Origin of the sequence: Enterococcus sp. (assembly GCF_022711995.1) — a bacterium.
GTDB lineage: Bacteria > Bacillota > Bacilli > Lactobacillales > Enterococcaceae > Enterococcus_D.
Map to the genome: position 1 here is coordinate 1 of NZ_JALAHI010000021.1, position 17,035 is coordinate 17,035.

The following is a 17,035-nucleotide window of genomic DNA, read 5'->3' on the forward strand; positions in this document are numbered from 1 at the left end:
AGTGGTGATATTTAGTGAATGAATAGACTAGTCCATTACGAAAATCGGCAATTCCACCGATGCTGGTTAAAAAAAAGGCTTTACCAGCAGGCACTCGCTTGATCGGTGAATTAGATACTGTCACGGGAGAATTTCATGGTCAGGTTGATCAATATGAAACAATGGCGGCAGAGATTTGCCATGAACTGCAACAACCACGAAGTTTTGCAGAAAGTTTGCAGTGGGAAATGCCGAAAACCATCATTGCCGAAGGTCGTTACTATGCAGAGCTTCATCCGGTATCTGGCAATTATCATGTTTATACCCATCAACAAGTGACCCAAAACGAACTGCAGCATTGGCTAGGACAGCATGGATTTGATTTGTTAAGCGAAGAACAGTGGGAATACGCGATTGGTGCCGGCACCCGGCGTTTATTCCGTTGGGGCAATGAAAAGCCTTGTGAGGACGGCGTAAAATTAGCCAAGAAAGCATTAGCGGAACCGAATATGTTTGGTTTGATGTATCCCTATGCCAATGGGTGGGAGCTGACGAATAGTTCATTTTTGAAGATGGATGATTGGTTGGAGTGCGGCAATCCTCTACTGGATACATTGCCCTATGCCAGTTATTATCGCTCGCGGAAAATGCTGTCAGCCAATCAGCAGTTGTCCCCAGAGAAATACCGTTACCGCAAAGCAGTGATTATTGATCGAGAACGTATTTGAGGATTGACTTTTAGCAGACATTTCCTTATACTTTTAAAGACGAAGGATATGATTGATTTGTTCATTCTTTACAGAAAGTTTTTCATAGCTGAGAGAAAAACAAGAATCCGGATTGATTGCTCCCTTTGGTATCTGAATCAGCAGAAATGCTGACGCCAACTCTGCGTTATCGAGTCTGAGAGGTAATGATTCGCATCATTGCAAGCAAGGTGGTACCGCGTAGCTACGTCCTTGCTTTGCAGTGGTGTTTTTTTGTTTGATTGCCAAGCAGTGCATTTCGCTGGAAGATCAGGTATCAAGGATTCAATCACCCTCCACAAAAGCATTCATTGATCCCAAGCGATTTTATTATTAGAAAGTAGGAAAAATATATGAAACACTTATCAAGTGCCGAAGTTCGTCAAATGTTTCTCGATTTCTTTCAATCCAAAGGACATTCCATCGAACCAAGTGCATCACTCGTTCCTGTCAATGATCCAACCTTGTTGTGGATCAACTCAGGAGTAGCCACATTAAAAAAATATTTTGACGGAACAGTGGTTCCAGAAAATCCTCGCATCACCAATGCGCAAAAATCAATTCGGACGAACGATATTGAAAACGTAGGTAAGACGGCACGTCACCACACCATGTTTGAAATGTTAGGTAATTTTTCGATTGGCGACTACTTCAAAAATGAAGCGATCCATTGGGCATGGGAATTTTTGACTTCTCCTGAATGGATGGCCTTTGATCCAGAGAAACTTTATGTCACAGTTTATCCGAAAGACACAGAAGCGAAGCGGATTTGGCGCGAAGAAATCGGGTTGGCTCCGGAACATATCGTTGAAATCGAAGACAACTTCTGGGATATTGGTGCTGGACCTTGTGGACCAGATTCAGAAATTTTCTATGATCGTGGACCAGAATTCAATGATGTCGCAGAAGATGATCCAGAAAATTATCCTGGGGGCGAAAACGAGCGTTATTTAGAAATTTGGAATCTCGTGTTCTCAGAGTTCAACCATCAAGCAGATGGTAGTTACGAACCATTACCTCATAAAAACATTGATACGGGGATGGGACTAGAACGGATGGTATCGATCATCCAAAATGCGCCAACCAACTTTGAAACAGATCTCTTTATGCCAATCATTGAAGCAGTTCAAACATTGAGCGGAAACTTCACTTATGGCGAAAGCAAAGCAACAGACATTTCCTTCAAAGTAATCGCTGACCATATTCGTGCGCTTTCTTTTGCAATCGGTGATGGGGCGCTACCGTCAAACGAAGGCCGAGGCTACGTGTTGCGTCGTTTGCTACGTCGAGCAGTGATGCATGGCAAGAAATTAGGTATTGATTCAGCCTTTTTATATAAACTAGTACCGATCGTAGGCAAAATCATGGAGAGCTATTATCCAGAAGTATTGGCTCAACAAGGATTCATCGAAAAAGTGATCCGTAATGAAGAAGAACGGTTCCATGAAACCATCAATGAAGGGCTAGAAATTTTGAACCAAGTCATTGCTAAAGTGAAGGCAGAAGGACAAGAGACATTAGCAGGTACCGACATCTTTAAGTTGTATGATACTTATGGATTCCCAGTTGAATTGACTGAAGAAGTCGCTCAAGATGAAGGCTTGCAAGTGGATCATGCCGGTTTTGAAAAAGAAATGGATGCGCAACGGGCACGAGCACGTTCTGCGCGATCAACTGAGCTTTCCATGGGGGTTCAATCCGCTCTTCTGACGGATATTAAAGTTGAAAGCCGCTTTGTTGGTTACGACAGCCTTGAAGCCAACAGCGAATTGTTAGTGATCATTCAAGAGGAACAATTGTTGGATACCGTATCAACTGGTGAAGCCAAACTGATCTTCAAAGAAACACCATTTTATGCAGAAATGGGTGGTCAAGTAGCGGATACTGGAACCATCGTTGACCAATCCGGCACCATCGTTGCTGAAATTACTGATGTAAAAAAAGCGCCAAACGGCCAATTCTTGCATACGGCGAAAGTAACTGGCAACTTGACAGAAGGGGCTCCTTATTTCTTGCAAGTGGATCAGCATCGTCGAAACAAAATCATCAAAAACCATACCGCAACGCATTTATTGCACAAAGCGTTAAAAGAAGTGCTAGGTAGCCATGCCAACCAAGCCGGTTCCTTAGTGGCACCGGGACACTTGCGTTTTGACTTTAGTCATTTTGGCCAAGTGACTGCAGAAGAATTAAGCCAAATGGAACAAATCGTTAACCAAAAAATTTGGGAAGCATTGCCTGTTGTAACCATTGAGACTGACATCGATACGGCAAAAGGCATGGGGGCGATGGCACTCTTTGGCGAAAAATATGGCCACGATGTACGAGTAGTCAATGTTGCAGATTGGTCCATCGAGCTATGTGGGGGAACCCATGTCGCGAATACAGAAGATATCGGTATTTTCAAAATCGTTTCTGAATCTGGGATTGGTGCCGGCGTTCGACGGATCGAAGCCGTGACAAGTCAAGAAGCTTATGCGATGCTCCATGAAGAAGAGGCACAGCTAAAAGCTATTGCAGGAATCGTCAAGTCCGCACAAATCAAAGACGTAGTCAGCAAAACAGAACAATTGCAGCAACAATTACGGGATCTGCAAAAAGAAAACCAAGCACTTGCCAGCAAATTAGCCAATCAACAAGCTGGCGATGTCTTCAAAGATGTCAAAGAAGTGAATGGGGTTCGCTATATTGCTGCCAAAGTCACGGTCAAAGATATGAATCAGTTACGCCAGTTAGCAGACCAATGGAAACAAAAAGCACTTTCTGATGTGTTGGTTCTTGCTACAGCCAACGATGGTAAAGTAAATCTGTTGGCAGCAATGACACCACAGGCCAATGAGAAAGGCTTGAAAGCTGGAGATTTGATCAAGCACATCGCACCGAAAGTCGGCGGTGGTGGCGGCGGACGTCCTGATATGGCTCAAGCCGGTGGGAAACAGCCAGAAGGAATCGACGCTGCATTGTCAGAAGTTGCCAATTGGTTAACAGCAAACTGACACAGTAGCCACAAACAATCACAATAAGACGATCGAAAGATATCCGAACAATGATTCTTCCACGATCTGCCTTGTCTTACTATAAGATTCTTGGTGGATTGGAGCATCATTTTTTCGGATATTTTTTGTTATTACTGAAACGACGGGAAGATTTATGGACAACCATTCATGGACAACCTTAGTAGAGATCAACGGATTCTTTTAAGAAAAATCCCTTTTTTGTATGCTTTTAGTTGTTTTACTGATTTCATTCGGGGTAAAATAAGAAAGATCGATTGATGTTGGGAGGGAAGGACATGCTGGGCTTTTTTTTAAAACGAATGAAGGGAACCGGAAATGATCGGACCAGAATCGGCAAACTGGCCGGCTATCTAGGATTATTTTCAAATGCCCTTCTTTTTGTCGGCAAGTTTTTGATCGGTTTATCGGCTCGGTCGGTCTCGATCATGGCAGATGCCATCAATAGTCTATCTGATACCGTTTCCTCTTTTTTGACATTGATTGGCTTTCGGATTGCTGCCAAGCCGGCGGATAGAGAACATCCCTATGGGCATGAGCGTTTTGAATACATTAGCGGTTTTGTGGTTTCCTTACTGATCACATTTGTTGGTTTCCAGTTTTTAAAAAATGCCTTTGAGAAAATCATTACACCGGAACCGATTCGTTTGTCTTCTTGGCTGTTTATTGTACTGGTCTTGTCCATCGGGATCAAACTTTGGCAAGGAAGCATGTATCGTCAGTTGGCCAAGGAAATTGATTCAGCAGCATTACAGGCTAGTGGGCAAGATAGTTTCAATGACGTTCTGACAACTGGGGCGGTCTTGGTCTCTGCATTGATCGAATGGGGAACCGGTTGGCGAGTGGACGGGTATATTGGGTTGCTGATCGCGTTGTATATCTTATACAGCGGTATTATGATGATCCGAACGTTTATCAATGAACTGCTAGGGGCCCGACCGACGGAAACCGAAATTCAGGAGATGGAGGAACGGCTGGATCGCTATCCAACGATTTTGGGTTACCATGACCTACTGGTGCATAGCTATGGACCGAAGAGGCGTTTTGCTAGTGTCCATATTGAAGTCAATGAAAATTGGAGCTTGTCTCAGGCTCACGAAGTGATTGATGCGATCGAACATGATTTTCAACGAAATCTTCATGTTGAATTGGTTTGCCATCTTGATCCTGTGCCTATCCAAAATGAGGAATATCGGCAGTTGCGGGAACAAGTCAGACAAATCATTGAGCAGATTGATCCGGAGTTACGGATGCACGACTTTCGGATCCATGCCAAACAATTTACCTTTGATTTGGTAATCCCAAAGCAGAGGAAATATACAGATCGTGAATTGCAGGAAAAAATCTTTCAAAAAATCGTACGTGACATCGGCAGGTATGAAGTATCGATCACGTTTGATCACACTTATTTGTTGTAGGAGGAAATTATGATAAAAATGGATATGAGTGTGGTTTCGACCGTTTTTTTGGCGCTGCTGTTCGTCAATACTGTCGCAGCATTTATTACGGTTTTTCGTAAACCACGATCAATTGCAAGTGTTTTTGCCTGGATGATGACATTGGTCTTTATCCCAGGGTTAGGGTTTTTGTTGTATTTATTTTGTGGTCGAGGAATCGATGGAGAAATTATTTACAAATTCAGTGAGAATCATCAAAGCCGAATCAACGAATTAAATCAAATCATTAAAGTGCACAACTATTCCTTTCCAGAGCATCCTTATTCAGATGACAACCATCTGCTGGAACGATATTTTAAAAATTTAGATGAGTCTCCTTTGACCAAAGGCAATCAAGTACAGTTTTATACCGATGGCAAAGAAAAATTTGCTGCACTTTTTGCGGATATGGAAAAAGCCCAAGACAACATTCATGTGGAGTATTATTCATTTTTTAACGATGAGATTGGCGGGCAATTTCTCGATGTCTTAATCAAAAAAGCCCGACAAGGCGTGGAAGTTCGCCTGATTTTTGATCCATGGGGTTCTCCAAAAGCCAATCGGAAATTCTTTCAGCCCCTCTTGGATGCCGGCGGCAAAGTCGTGCCTTTTATTACTTCAAAAAATTTGATTCGGAACACCCGGCTGAATTATCACCTGCATCGCAAGATCGTGGTAATCGATGGCCAAATTGGCTGGACCGGCGGGTTTAACGTAGGGGATCAATATTTAGGGAAAAAAGAAAAATTCGGCTACTGGCGGGATACCCATGCACGAATCGTCGGAACGGCTAGCTTTACATTACAGGAAATTTTTATTCGCGATTGGAATGCGTCGGTCCAAAAGGAAGAGGATCAGTTGGAATATGAAGACCGCTATTTTATCTTACCTCCGAAAGAAAAAGCCGGTTATGTCGACATGCAGATCGTAGCCGATGGACCGGAATCCGAAACGCAGATTCTAAAAGGTGGCTTTGTCAAAATGATTTTGGCAGCCGAAAAATCCCTTTGGATCCAAACCCCTTATTTGATTCCTGATGATAGTATGATGAATGCGCTGGAGATTGCCATTCATTCAGGTGTTGATGTCCGCATCATGATTCCATGTATGCCGGATCATCCATTTATCTATCGAGCAACCCAACACTATGCCAACTATCTGCATCGCAGAGGTGCCAAAATTTACATTTATGAGAACGGGTTTATCCATGCGAAAGCGGTCATGATGGACGACACGATCTGCTCATTTGGTACAACCAATCAAGATATTCGCAGTTACGCCTTGAATTTTGAAGTCAATGCCTTTGTCTATGATCAAGAAATCACGGCGCAACTAAAAACGATTTTTGAAGAGGACATGTTGCAATCTACTTTATTGACAGATGAAATGTTAGCGAAACAATCTTATTGGTTACGTTTCAAGCAGAACTTTTCTCGTTTGTTGTCACCGATTTTGTGATTTTAAGGCTTTGGCTAATCCTTGACGTGCAAGGTGATCGGCTCCTTTATTTTGCGATTCAGGAATCCATTGAACAATCAGTAATGAAAAGTGGGGCAACAGTTCTTGGATTGCTGCCAAATATTCGCGAAAAGCAGGATTATTCGTATAATTTTTGTCGATTGTTTGAGCGACGACTTTACTATCGGTATAAAGCATGATCGTTTGGTCCTGCCATTCTTTGGCTAAAAGAAATTCAAGGGCGTAATGCATCGTCGCAAACTCTGCTTGATGATTGGTGAGAATCGGTAGGACAAAGGTATGCTGTTCATGCAAATTGTCGCCAACTATCAGCAGGCCGCCACCACTAGGGCCTGGATTTCCTTTTGTTGAAGCATCGATAAACACTTTTAGCATTGTTTGACTCCTTCTGTTATGATAGATATAAGTATACTAGAAATTGATTCTGTGAGGAAATTATTTATGAGACGAAACTTTTTTTGGCAACCGGAATCCGCTACCGCAATCATCTATTGGTCCAGTTCACTGATCGTTTTATTTTACAGCTTGATTTTGGCACTGGAAAATACACGCCCTTATTGGAAAAGCAATCTTGTATTAGTCGTTTTTCTCTTGCTATTTTGGATTGGGTTGCGACGACGGCTTTCTCTGAAGGAGACGGAGATCAAGATCATTTATAGCCGCTTTTGGAAGCGGGAATCGATTCCTTATACCGCGATTCAAGCGATTGAGATCGAGAATCGTCATTTGCGGATTACCGTCAATGATCACAGTTCTACCTTTGTGATGCGAAAAAGGGATCTGGCTATCCTTCAGCAACTTATTGCAAAACAAGTGCCTCAGCTGCTTAATCAACAAGAACCGGAAAATTAGTTTTCCGGTTCTTTTTTTTATAGGAGTTAAAATCGGGGTTTCTTTCTTTGAGAAAAACGGTATAATAAGAACAGACAAACAAATAACGATATATAAGGAATAATAGTTCGGGAATTGAGGGTTATTGATGAAAAAAGATATTGAAATTGCACAAGAAGCAACAATTAAACCGATTAATGAAATTGCAGCAACGATTGGGTTACAAGCAGAGGATCTCGAGCATTATGGAAAGTACAAAGCCAAAATTGATTGGCCAGCGATTAAAAAGATTGCAAAACGTCCAGCGGGAAAACTGATTTTAGTCACGGCGATCAATCCAACTCCTGCAGGAGAAGGAAAGTCGACTGTCACGATTGGATTGGCTGATGGCTTGAATCGGATTGGTAAACAAACGGTGATCGCCTTACGAGAACCATCTTTAGGACCTGTTATGGGGATCAAAGGAGGGGCAACAGGTGGAGGATATGCCCAAGTCTTACCGATGGAAGACATCAATCTGCATTTTACAGGGGATATGCACGCAATCACGGCTGCGAATAATGCGTTGTCGGCATTGGTAGACAATCATATCCAACAAGGAAACGAGCTGGGGATCGATCCCCGACGGATCATCTGGAAGCGGGTTGTGGATTTGAATGATCGCGCATTAAGAAATGTAATCGTTGGGCTAGGAGGGCCGCTGCAAGGGGTGCCTCGGGAAGATGGGTTTGATATTACGGTGGCGAGTGAAATCATGGCGATTTTGTGTCTGGCGACCAACTTGGAAAACTTAAAAGAACGGCTAAGCCAGATTTTGATTGGCTATACCTATGAGAAACAGCCGATCTACGTCAAGGATTTGAACGTTCAAGGGGCATTGGCCTTATTATTGAAAGATGCTTTGAAACCGAATTTGGTTCAAACCATTGAAGGAACACCTGCATTGATTCATGGCGGCCCCTTTGCCAATATCGCTCACGGGTGTAATAGTGTGATTGCTACGGAAACGGCTCTTCATCTAGGGGAATATACAGTGACAGAAGCTGGCTTTGGGGCAGATCTTGGGGCAGAGAAATTTTTAGACATCAAAACACCAAATCTCTCAAAGGCACCGGATGCGGTCGTCGTGGTGGCAACGATTCGCGCGCTGAAAATGCATGGCGGTGTCGACAAAGAACAATTAAAAGAAGAAAATGTAGCCGCGTTGGTAGCCGGCTTTGCCAATTTGAAGCGCCACGTAAAAAATATGCAGCATTACCAGCTGCCCGTCGTGGTAGCGATCAATGAATTTGTCACAGACACAGAAGCGGAGATCCAAATGCTGGCGCAATGTTGTCAGGAGATCGGGGTACCAATCGCTCGAACCCAAGTTTGGGAAAAAGGCGGCGCCGGTGGAGAGGACTTAGCGCAGGCAGTCATCCATGCCATCGAAAAACAGCCAGGGGATTATCGCCGCTTGTATCAAGAGGAAGACAGTCTTCCTGACAAAGCGGCCAAAATCGTTACCGAAATTTACGGCGGCTCAAAGGTTGTTTTTTCCGGAGTTGCACAAAGACAATTAAAAGTCTTAAAAGAAAACGGCTGGGATCACTTGCCGATTTGTATGGCAAAAACACAGTATTCGTTTAGCGACGATCCCCATCTTTTAGGGGCGCCAACGGATTTTCCCATTACGATTCGAGAACTTGTCCCCAAACTAGGTGCTGGCTTTATCGTTGCTTTGACGGGAACCGTCATGACCATGCCGGGGTTGCCTAAAAAACCTGCAGCTTTAACGATGGATGTTGATGCAGAGGGACATGTGAGCGGCTTATTTTAACATAAAAGCGGTGCTTGATTGAGCCGTCTATCAGACTTCCTTGCCAATTGCTGTGCAAGGAAGTCTTTTGTATGGGGAAAACCCAGAAAGACTTTTAAAAGTTTTTTTGTTGGGATTTCCGTATTTTTAAAGAATCCGGCGGTTTGAAAAGCGGCAATGAAGAATGCCAAGTTGTGTCAAAAAGTCTGGTTTTTGTTATAATAAAACCAATCGTTCAGTTAAAAGACTGTTTCCTTTCTGGGGAAATTCAAGTATACTGATAAAATTGGAGCGTATAGAAGAATGAAACGTAAAATTACACGCAATACCGGCTTTTACGCAATGGGTAGTCCGCTGGAAGTGCTGGTGGATGGTCAGAAAGCGGCGTGGATCAATCAGCAGGAAACCATTGAGCTGGAGCTTGATTCCCACCAGCGGCTTTCCGTTCGACTGTTCTTTCTAAAGAGCAAAGAAATTTCACTGACCGATTTGAAGCCTGCGACTTCATTGGAGATAAAAATGAACCCCCGACTGATTACATTTTATGTGCTGTTTTATATTGGGCTATTTTTGCTTGTGGCACTTTTCAGTTTAAGTAGACAGCTATGGGTCTTCGCAGCTTTCTTTCTTTATTTGGTCGGCTATTTCTTTCTGGGGATTACCTATAGGAAGCAAGCGTATGTCATTGAGGAGGTAACAAATGGCTAGCGGAGCAGATACATTTTTAAGCAGTTTCAATCGAATCGAAAAACAACTAAGAGAGGATTTAGGCAATCCTCGGAACATGGGATTTTCTGAGATGGTTCGTCGTCTCTCCAAGCAAAAGCAAGGAGACATTAAAAAATACGAAGAAGACTTATTGCAGATGGCCCAATTGCGCAACGCCATCGTTCATGAAAAGATCGGTGAAAATTTTGTGATTGCTGAGCCAAATCAATGGGTCGTCAACCGCATCCAACAAATTGAACAAGCTTTGCTGCAGCCAGAGACAGTATTGCCAAAATTCGGCAAAAAAGTGACGGGTTTTGAAAAGACATTGCCCTTGAAAGAAATTTTGAAGATCGTTGCGCAAAAGCGATTTTCACAGTTTCCGCTATATGATAAAGGCCATTTTGTCGGCTTGATCACATTGCGTATGCTGGGGTACTGGTTTGCGCAAGAAAGTCTCAAAGGGGAAATCCGCTTAGAAGGCCGCAAAGCAGAAGATTTGTTGATCAAGGACGGTAAAGAATCTAATTATCAGTTTGTACCGGCAACAACAACCGTCGCGGAAGTAGAAGACCTCTTTCATAAAAAGGCTTTGCTGGAAGCGGTCTTGATCACAAAAAATGGCGATCCGAATGGGAATTTATTAGGGATCGTTCGTCCGCGAGATATTTTTAACGAAGAAAGTGTGGAAAAAAGATGATAGCGTTGTTTTTTTTATTAAGTGCCGTGATTATCGGTCTTGATCAATGGTTGAAAATCTGGATCGTGAATAATTTTTCTTTAGGTGATGTGCAGACATTGATCGATCATGTCCTTTCATTGACTTATATTCGCAATACCGGTGCCGCATGGAGTATTTTGGAAGGAAAAATGACTTTCTTTACGATCATTACTATTGCTGCTGTGATTGTGGTGTCGTATTTGTTGATCCGCCATCGTAAAAGCAGTATTTGGTTTCGCTTGGGACTAGCCTTTATTTTAGCCGGTGCGATCGGCAACTTTATCGATCGCTTGCGCTTAGGGTATGTGGTGGATATGTTTCAACTAGATTTTATCAACTTTCCAATATTTAATATTGCCGATATGTCGTTAGTGATCGGCGTGTTTTTGATTTTTATCTACGCGTTAGTTGATGATGAAGTGAAGGGAAAATAAATGAATAATCAAATTGAAGTAGTGATTCGTGAAGAAAAAGGCCGGGTCGATAAAGTATTGGCAGATCGTCTAGAAGCGAGCCGTTCGCAAATTCAGCAGTGGCTGAAAGAAGGTGCCGTCACCTGTCAAGGGGAGCCAATTCGTGCCAATTATAAAGTGAAGTCTGGTGACAAATTGGTGATTCAAGTGCCAGAACCAGAAGTTCTTGATTTAGAACCTGAAAATATTCCTTTAACCATCGTGTATCAAGACCAAGATGTAGCCGTGATCAACAAGCCCCAAGGAATGGTGGTCCATCCTTCCGCCGGCCATCCCAATGGAACGCTGGTCAATGCGTTGTTGTATCATATGACGGATTTGTCTTCCATCAATGATGTGGTACGCCCAGGAATCGTTCATCGTATCGATAAAGATACCTCCGGCTTATTGATGATTGCTAAAAATGACCATGCCCATGAAGCATTGGCCAAACAGTTGAAAGACAAAACTTCGTTACGGAAGTATGTTGCCCTAGTCCATGGCAATATTTCCCATGAAAAAGGAACCATCAATGCACCGATTGGCCGTTCCAAAGTGAATCGCAAGATGCAAGCGGTGCAAGAAGATGGCAAACCGGCTGTAACACATTTTACAGTTTTGGAACGTTTTGATCAATTTACTTTAGTTGAATTACAGTTGGAGACAGGTCGGACTCACCAAATTCGGGTCCATATGCAATACATTGGCTTTCCGTTAGCAGGAGATCCTGTCTACGGTCCTAAAAAGACATTGAAGGGCAATGGTCAATTTCTGCATGCGAAACTCTTAGGATTTACCCATCCAACAACAGGAGAATCAATGGTCTTTGAAGCACCATTACCCGAACTATTTGCGGAAACGTTAAAAAAATTACGAAAAAACGATTGATTTTTTTTTCAAAGAACTGTATAGTGTGTATAACAAATAAATAGCTCCTTTAAGTGTAGTCCCGTGAGGCTAAGAAGGAAATGAGCAAGCAGACGACTCCCGCGTTGGAGCATCGAAAACTTGCTGGATGATTGCGCATATTCTGGATCGCTGTAGATAGCACCAGAAAGTATGATCGGAAAACATACCTCCTGCCTCACTAGGCAGGAGTTTTTTTATGTTCAAAATTAGGAGGAATCAACATGGCGGCTAAAGAAGTAGTAGATGCAGTAACAATGAAACGAGCATTGACTAGAATCACATATGAAATCATTGAACGCAACCGAGGGATCGATGATCTTGTTTTGGTAGGGATCAAGACCAGAGGAATTTATATTGCACAACGAATCGCTGAACGCTTGAAACAGCTGGAAGGCGTCGAAGTACCTGTCGGAGAATTAGATATCACATTGTATCGGGACGACAAGAAATCAGATGAAGACCCAGAGATCCATTCTTCTGACATTCCAACGCCGATCGATGGCAAAGAAGTGATCTTGATCGATGATGTATTGTTCACAGGACGTACGATCCGGGCAGCATTAGATGCCATCATGGATTTCGGCCGACCTCGCCGCATCTCATTGGCAGTACTGGTGGATCGCGGACATCGGGAATTACCGATTCGAGCGGACTTCGTGGGTAAAAATATTCCCACTGCATTAAGCGAACAAATCATTGTCGAAATGGAAGAATCCGATGGTTCTGACCGTATCATGATCAATAAAGAAAACGAGTAGGAAGAAGAGTGACAGACAGATGGAAAAGCAAGAATTTCGTAATACCGATGCGGTATTAGATATCAATGATCGCCCAAAGGCATTGCCTTGGTTAGGCTTAAGCCTACAGCATTTATTCACGATGTTCGGAGCAACAGTATTAGTACCGATTCTTGTCGGTATCAACCCAAGTATCGCTTTGGTGAGTTCGGGATTAGGGACACTTGTGTATCTCGTTACCACAAAAGGTAAGATTCCTGCCTACTTAGGCAGCAGCTTTGCCTTTATCGCTGCCATGCAAATGCTGATGAAATCAGATGGCTACCCGGCAATCGCCCAAGGAGCCATTACAACAGGACTGGTTTACATCATCGTTTCTCTGATCATCAAAAAAATCGGAGCTGCTTGGTTAGATAAAATCTTGCCGCCGATCGTTGTCGGACCAGTAATCATGGTCATCGGCTTAGGATTAGCTGCCAATGCGGCGCAAAATGCGATGTATAACGGCGACATCTATGATTTCAAATTTATCTTAGTAGCATTGGTTACATTGGGATTGACGATTTTCTTCAACATGTTTTTGCGAGGGTTTCTAGGATTGATTCCCATCTTGCTAGGGATCGTCGGCGGCTACTTAGTGGCTTTAGCCGCTGGTATCGTAGATGTACAGCCAATCATCGACGCTGCGTGGTTCTCATTGCCTAGCTTTGAAATTCCTTTTGTGCAATACAAACCAACCTTGCATTTAAATGCCATCACGACGATGGCACCTATCGCGTTTGTTACGATGACAGAACATATCGGCCATTTGATGGTCTTGAACAAATTAACGAAGCGGAACTTCTTTGAAGAACCAGGATTAAACAAAACATTGATGGGAGACGGCTTTGCACAAATCGTTGCCGGATTCGTTGGCGGACCTCCCGTTACTAGTTACGGTGAAAACATTGGTGTCTTAGCCATTACCAGAGTACACAGTGTTTTTGTTATCGGTGGTGCGGCGGTCTTGGCGGTCTTGCTAGGCTTTGTCGGTAAACTAAGTGCATTGATCCTAAGTATTCCAAACCCAGTCATTTCAGGAATCAGCTTCCTTTTATTCGGTGTCATCGCTGCTAGTGGGATGAAGATCCTCATTGACAACAAAATCAACTTTGACCGCAAAAAGAATCTAATTATCGCATCAGTGATTCTTGTAATCGGGATTGGCGGACTGGTCTTTACGGTTGGCACATTTACTTTATCAGCTATGGCATTAGCAACGGTCTTAGGAATTATTTTAAATCTTATTTTACCAGAAACGTCTCGCAGTGAAGCACAGTAGTTAGCAGTCAACGAAAAGGGAAAAACTAGGAGGTATTATTCATGATCATCCAATCAGAAAGAATCAGTTTAAAGCATCTTTTGACCGTCGAGGCATTAACAGATCGAGAAGTGATGGGGCTTATCCGCAGAGGGCAGGAATTTAAAAGAGGAGCCAAATGGATGCCGCAAAAGGAACAATACTTTGCTACGAACCTTTTCTTTGAAAATAGTACCAGAACCCATAAGAGTTTTGATGTAGCCGAAAAGAAACTAGGTCTTGAAGTGATCGAATTCGATTCGTCAACCAGTTCTGTGCAAAAAGGCGAAACATTGTATGACACTGTCTTGACGATGTCGGCACTAGGCGTGGATGTGGCAGTCATCCGCCATGGAGATGAAAATTACTACGACGAACTGATCCAAAGTAAAACGATCCAATGCAGCATCATCAATGGAGGAGACGGCAGCGGCCAGCATCCTACACAATGCTTATTAGATTTGATGACGATCTATGAAGAGTTTGGGCACTTTGATCAACTAAAAGTAGCGATCGTCGGAGACATCACCCATTCCCGTGTTGCTAAATCAAACATGCAAATGCTCAAACGGCTAGGGGCCAAAGTTTACTTTTCTGGTCCGCCACAATGGTATGACAATGAATTTGAAGTCTATGGCCACTGGTTGCCTCTAGATGAATTGGTGGACCAAGTTGATGTCATGATGATGCTGCGGGTCCAACATGAACGTCATGATGGCTCAGAAAGTTTCTCAAAAGAGGCTTACTTACGGGATTATGGATTGACTGTGGAACGTGCAGCCAAGATGCAAGACCATGCCATCATCATGCATCCGGCTCCAGTCAATCGTGATGTTGAGCTGGCAGATCCATTAGTTGAAGGACTGCGTTCAAGAATTGTTACACAAATGACCAATGGCGTGTTTGTCCGTATGGCAATTTTAGAAGCGGTATTGAATGGCAAAGCCTAAACAAAAGCAACAAGTTACTCAAACAGATAGAGGAGGAAGCAACATGAAAACACTCATTAAGAACGGAAAGATCATCGCAGAGGGTGATCATTGTATCCCTGCAGAAATTTGGATCGAAGATGGCGTGATCCAAGCCATTGGAACAACTTTTTCAGAAACAGGGTTCGATCAAGTGATCGATGCAAAGCAACAATTGATCACTCCAGGATTAGTGGATGTTCATGTTCACTTCAGAGAGCCAGGCTTTGAATACAAAGAGACCATCAAAACCGGAAGTATGGCGGCAGCTCGTGGGGGCTTCACCACTGTTTGTGCCATGCCGAATTTGAATCCTGTTCCGGATACTGCAGAAAAATTGCGACAAGTTTACCAACGAATCCAAGAAGATGCCGTGGTTAAAGTGTTACAGTATGCACCCATCACTGAAGAATTGCGCAGTGAAGTTTTAACGGATCAAAAAGCATTGAAGGAAGCCGGCGCTTTTGCATTCACCAATGACGGTGTTGGCGTCCAAACGGCTGGTACGATGTACTTAGCGATGAAAGAAGCCGCCAAAAACCAGATGGCATTAGTGGCCCATACCGAAGATGACTCTCTGTTATTCGGCGGTGTGATGCATGCGGGGAAGAGAGCAGAAGAACTTGGCTTGCCGGGGATTCTTAGTGCCACAGAAGCATCACAAATTGCCCGGGATGTGCTGTTGGCAGAAGAAACCGGGGCCCATTACCATGTCTGTCATGTTTCGACAAAAGAAAGTGTACGGGTCATTCGTGAAGCCAAACAAGCAGGAATCCATGTGACGGCAGAAGTTTCCCCCCATCACTTGCTCTTGATCGATGAAGATATCCCTGGGGATGAAGGCTTTTGGAAAATGAATCCCCCACTTAGAGGGAGAGCCGATCGTGAGGCATTGATCGAAGGCCTATTGGATGGGACGATCGACTGTATCGCAACCGACCACGCACCCCATGGCTTTGAAGAAAAAATGCAGAGTTTTTTAAAAGCACCATTTGGGATCGTCGGTTCAGAATATGCTTTTCAATTGATTTATACACATTTTGTCAAAACCGGCCGCTTTACATTGGAACAAGTGGTGGCATGGATGACTGAAAAGCCAGCGGAGATTTTTGGATTGAAAGCCGGCAAATTAATGGTGGGGGCTCCGGCAGACATCGCGATTTTTGATCTAGAGACAGCTTACACTGTTGATTCGGAACAATTTCTTTCTCAAGGAAAAAACACACCATTTAATAACTGGCCTTTATATGGGGATACCACTCATACATTGGTGAATGGAAAATTAGTTTGGCAAAAAGGTAGGGGGATTTTATGAAACGCTGGTTGATTTTGGAAGACGGCACATTATTTGAAGGTGAAGGATTCGGCGCAGAAGTTAATGTCTATGGCGAGATCGTCTTTACCACTAGTATGACAGGGTATCAAGAAACCATCACAGATCAAAGTTTTAATGGACAAATCATCACCTTTACCTACCCAATGGTAGGAAACTACGGTGTCAATCGCGATGATTATGAATCGATTGCGCCGACTTGTAAAGGTGTAGTGGTGAAAGAACATGCTCGAGTAGCCAGCAACTGGCGCAAACAAATGACCCTTGATGAATTTCTAAAGCGCAAAAATATTCCAGGAATCGCAGGAATCGATACCCGGGCATTGACCCGGAAGATTCGTCAATTCGGAACGATGAAAGCCAGTATCGTGGATGCCAATGATGAATTTGCCCATGCTTTTGATCAATTGAAAGCAGCCGTTTTACCTACCAATCAAGTGGCACAAGTGTCCACGTCTAAGCCTTATCCAAGTCCAGGAACTGGACGAAACATCGTCGTGATCGATTTTGGCTTGAAACATAGTATTTTAAGAGAACTTTCCCAACGAAACTGCAATCTGACGATTTTACCCTACAATACCACCG

The 17,035-nt window shown here is 43.3% G+C and carries 16 protein-coding genes; 15 read left to right on the forward strand and 1 reads right to left on the reverse strand.

Annotated elements, in window-relative coordinates; all coding sequences use genetic code 11:
- Positions 1 to 59 precede the first annotated feature (59 nt).
- From Q0A12_RS01870 to cls, 4 genes are all read left to right on the forward strand, one after another.
- Positions 60 to 707, forward strand: coding sequence for a hypothetical protein (locus Q0A12_RS01870; protein WP_291291024.1), 648 nt, complete (start codon positions 60 to 62; stop codon positions 705 to 707).
- A gap of 371 nt (positions 708 to 1,078) precedes the next feature.
- Positions 1,079 to 3,721 carry an alanine--tRNA ligase gene (alaS, locus tag Q0A12_RS01875; RefSeq protein WP_291291025.1) on the forward strand — a complete coding sequence of 881 codons (2,643 nt, stop codon included), beginning with the start codon at positions 1,079 to 1,081 and terminating at the stop codon, positions 3,719 to 3,721.
- A 296-nt stretch (positions 3,722 to 4,017) separates the two neighbouring features.
- Positions 4,018 to 5,157 carry a cation diffusion facilitator family transporter gene (locus tag Q0A12_RS01880; RefSeq protein ID WP_291291026.1) on the forward strand — a complete coding sequence of 380 codons (1,140 nt, stop codon included), beginning with the start codon at positions 4,018 to 4,020 and terminating at the stop codon, positions 5,155 to 5,157.
- A gap of 9 nt (positions 5,158 to 5,166) precedes the next feature.
- A complete protein-coding gene (gene cls / locus Q0A12_RS01885; protein WP_291291027.1) occupies positions 5,167 to 6,633 on the forward strand; it encodes a cardiolipin synthase in 1,467 nt (488 codons plus the stop codon).
- Here cls and Q0A12_RS01890 read toward each other — a convergent pair.
- Positions 6,619 to 7,029, reverse strand: a complete 411-nt coding sequence (locus Q0A12_RS01890; protein ID WP_291291028.1) for a ribonuclease HI family protein — start codon at positions 7,027 to 7,029, stop codon at positions 6,619 to 6,621. The genes cls and Q0A12_RS01890 overlap by 15 nt on opposite strands.
- A 66-nt stretch (positions 7,030 to 7,095) precedes the next feature.
- On the opposite strand from Q0A12_RS01890, the gene Q0A12_RS01895 reads away from it, so the two are divergent.
- From Q0A12_RS01895 to Q0A12_RS01945, 11 genes are all read left to right on the forward strand, one after another.
- A complete protein-coding gene (locus Q0A12_RS01895) occupies positions 7,096 to 7,506 on the forward strand; it encodes an EbsA family protein (protein ID WP_291291029.1) in 411 nt (136 codons plus the stop codon).
- 127 nt (positions 7,507 to 7,633) lie between these two features.
- Positions 7,634 to 9,304: a formate--tetrahydrofolate ligase gene (locus tag Q0A12_RS01900; RefSeq protein WP_291291030.1), complete on the forward strand. Its 1,671-nt coding sequence runs from the start codon at positions 7,634 to 7,636 to the stop codon at positions 9,302 to 9,304.
- A gap of 282 nt (positions 9,305 to 9,586) precedes the next feature.
- Complete coding sequence (locus Q0A12_RS01905) at positions 9,587 to 9,991, forward strand: hypothetical protein (protein ID WP_291291031.1); 405 nt, start codon at positions 9,587 to 9,589, stop codon at positions 9,989 to 9,991.
- Positions 9,984 to 10,691, forward strand: a complete 708-nt coding sequence (locus tag Q0A12_RS01910) for a CBS domain-containing protein (RefSeq protein WP_291291032.1) — start codon at positions 9,984 to 9,986, stop codon at positions 10,689 to 10,691. Before Q0A12_RS01905 ends, Q0A12_RS01910 begins: the two co-directional genes overlap by 8 nt.
- Positions 10,688 to 11,146: a signal peptidase II gene (lspA, locus tag Q0A12_RS01915; RefSeq protein ID WP_291291033.1), complete on the forward strand. Its 459-nt coding sequence runs from the start codon at positions 10,688 to 10,690 to the stop codon at positions 11,144 to 11,146. Before Q0A12_RS01910 ends, lspA begins: the two co-directional genes overlap by 4 nt.
- The gene (locus Q0A12_RS01920) at positions 11,147 to 12,052 is read left to right on the forward strand and encodes an RluA family pseudouridine synthase (RefSeq protein ID WP_291291034.1); all 906 of its coding nucleotides are present in this window, start codon (positions 11,147 to 11,149) and stop codon (positions 12,050 to 12,052) included. It abuts the gene before it with no gap.
- Between the two features lie 242 nt (positions 12,053 to 12,294).
- Positions 12,295 to 12,831: a bifunctional pyr operon transcriptional regulator/uracil phosphoribosyltransferase PyrR gene (gene pyrR / locus Q0A12_RS01925; protein WP_291291035.1), complete on the forward strand. Its 537-nt coding sequence runs from the start codon at positions 12,295 to 12,297 to the stop codon at positions 12,829 to 12,831.
- Between the two features lie 19 nt (positions 12,832 to 12,850).
- Complete coding sequence (locus tag Q0A12_RS01930; RefSeq protein ID WP_291291036.1) at positions 12,851 to 14,131, forward strand: solute carrier family 23 protein; 1,281 nt, start codon at positions 12,851 to 12,853, stop codon at positions 14,129 to 14,131.
- 41 nt (positions 14,132 to 14,172) lie between these two features.
- Complete coding sequence (locus Q0A12_RS01935) at positions 14,173 to 15,099, forward strand: aspartate carbamoyltransferase catalytic subunit (RefSeq protein WP_060814300.1); 927 nt, start codon at positions 14,173 to 14,175, stop codon at positions 15,097 to 15,099.
- A gap of 43 nt (positions 15,100 to 15,142) precedes the next feature.
- Positions 15,143 to 16,432 (forward strand): dihydroorotase, encoded by a 1,290-nt coding sequence (locus tag Q0A12_RS01940; RefSeq protein WP_291291037.1) that lies wholly within the window; start codon positions 15,143 to 15,145, stop codon positions 16,430 to 16,432.
- Positions 16,429 to 17,035 (forward strand): carbamoyl phosphate synthase small subunit (locus Q0A12_RS01945; protein ID WP_291291038.1); only part of this gene is annotated, 607 nt, incomplete at its 3' end. The genes Q0A12_RS01940 and Q0A12_RS01945, both read left to right, overlap by 4 nt.

Excerpts from the sequence above, each read along its gene's own strand:
- Q0A12_RS01940 (WP_291291037.1), top strand. The coding sequence starts at position 15,143 with ATGAAAACACTCATTAAGAACGGAAAGATCATCGCAGAGGGTGATCAT.
- Q0A12_RS01910 (WP_291291032.1), top strand. The coding sequence starts at position 9,984 with ATGGCTAGCGGAGCAGATACATTTTTAAGCAGTTTCAATCGAATCGAA.
- Q0A12_RS01905 (WP_291291031.1), top strand. The coding sequence starts at position 9,587 with ATGAAACGTAAAATTACACGCAATACCGGCTTTTACGCAATGGGTAGT.
- Q0A12_RS01935 (WP_060814300.1), top strand. The coding sequence starts at position 14,173 with ATGATCATCCAATCAGAAAGAATCAGTTTAAAGCATCTTTTGACCGTC.
- Q0A12_RS01920 (WP_291291034.1), top strand. The coding sequence starts at position 11,147 with ATGAATAATCAAATTGAAGTAGTGATTCGTGAAGAAAAAGGCCGGGTC.
- lspA (WP_291291033.1), top strand. The coding sequence starts at position 10,688 with ATGATAGCGTTGTTTTTTTTATTAAGTGCCGTGATTATCGGTCTTGAT.
- Q0A12_RS01895 (WP_291291029.1), top strand. The coding sequence starts at position 7,096 with ATGAGACGAAACTTTTTTTGGCAACCGGAATCCGCTACCGCAATCATC.
- pyrR (WP_291291035.1), top strand. The coding sequence starts at position 12,295 with ATGGCGGCTAAAGAAGTAGTAGATGCAGTAACAATGAAACGAGCATTG.
- cls (WP_291291027.1), top strand. The coding sequence starts at position 5,167 with ATGATAAAAATGGATATGAGTGTGGTTTCGACCGTTTTTTTGGCGCTG.
- Q0A12_RS01900 (WP_291291030.1), top strand. The coding sequence starts at position 7,634 with ATGAAAAAAGATATTGAAATTGCACAAGAAGCAACAATTAAACCGATT.
- Q0A12_RS01880 (WP_291291026.1), top strand. The coding sequence starts at position 4,018 with ATGCTGGGCTTTTTTTTAAAACGAATGAAGGGAACCGGAAATGATCGG.
- Q0A12_RS01930 (WP_291291036.1), top strand. The coding sequence starts at position 12,851 with ATGGAAAAGCAAGAATTTCGTAATACCGATGCGGTATTAGATATCAAT.
- Q0A12_RS01870 (WP_291291024.1), top strand. The coding sequence starts at position 60 with ATGCTGGTTAAAAAAAAGGCTTTACCAGCAGGCACTCGCTTGATCGGT.
- Q0A12_RS01890 (WP_291291028.1), bottom strand. The coding sequence starts at position 7,029 with ATGCTAAAAGTGTTTATCGATGCTTCAACAAAAGGAAATCCAGGCCCT.
- alaS (WP_291291025.1), top strand. The coding sequence starts at position 1,079 with ATGAAACACTTATCAAGTGCCGAAGTTCGTCAAATGTTTCTCGATTTC.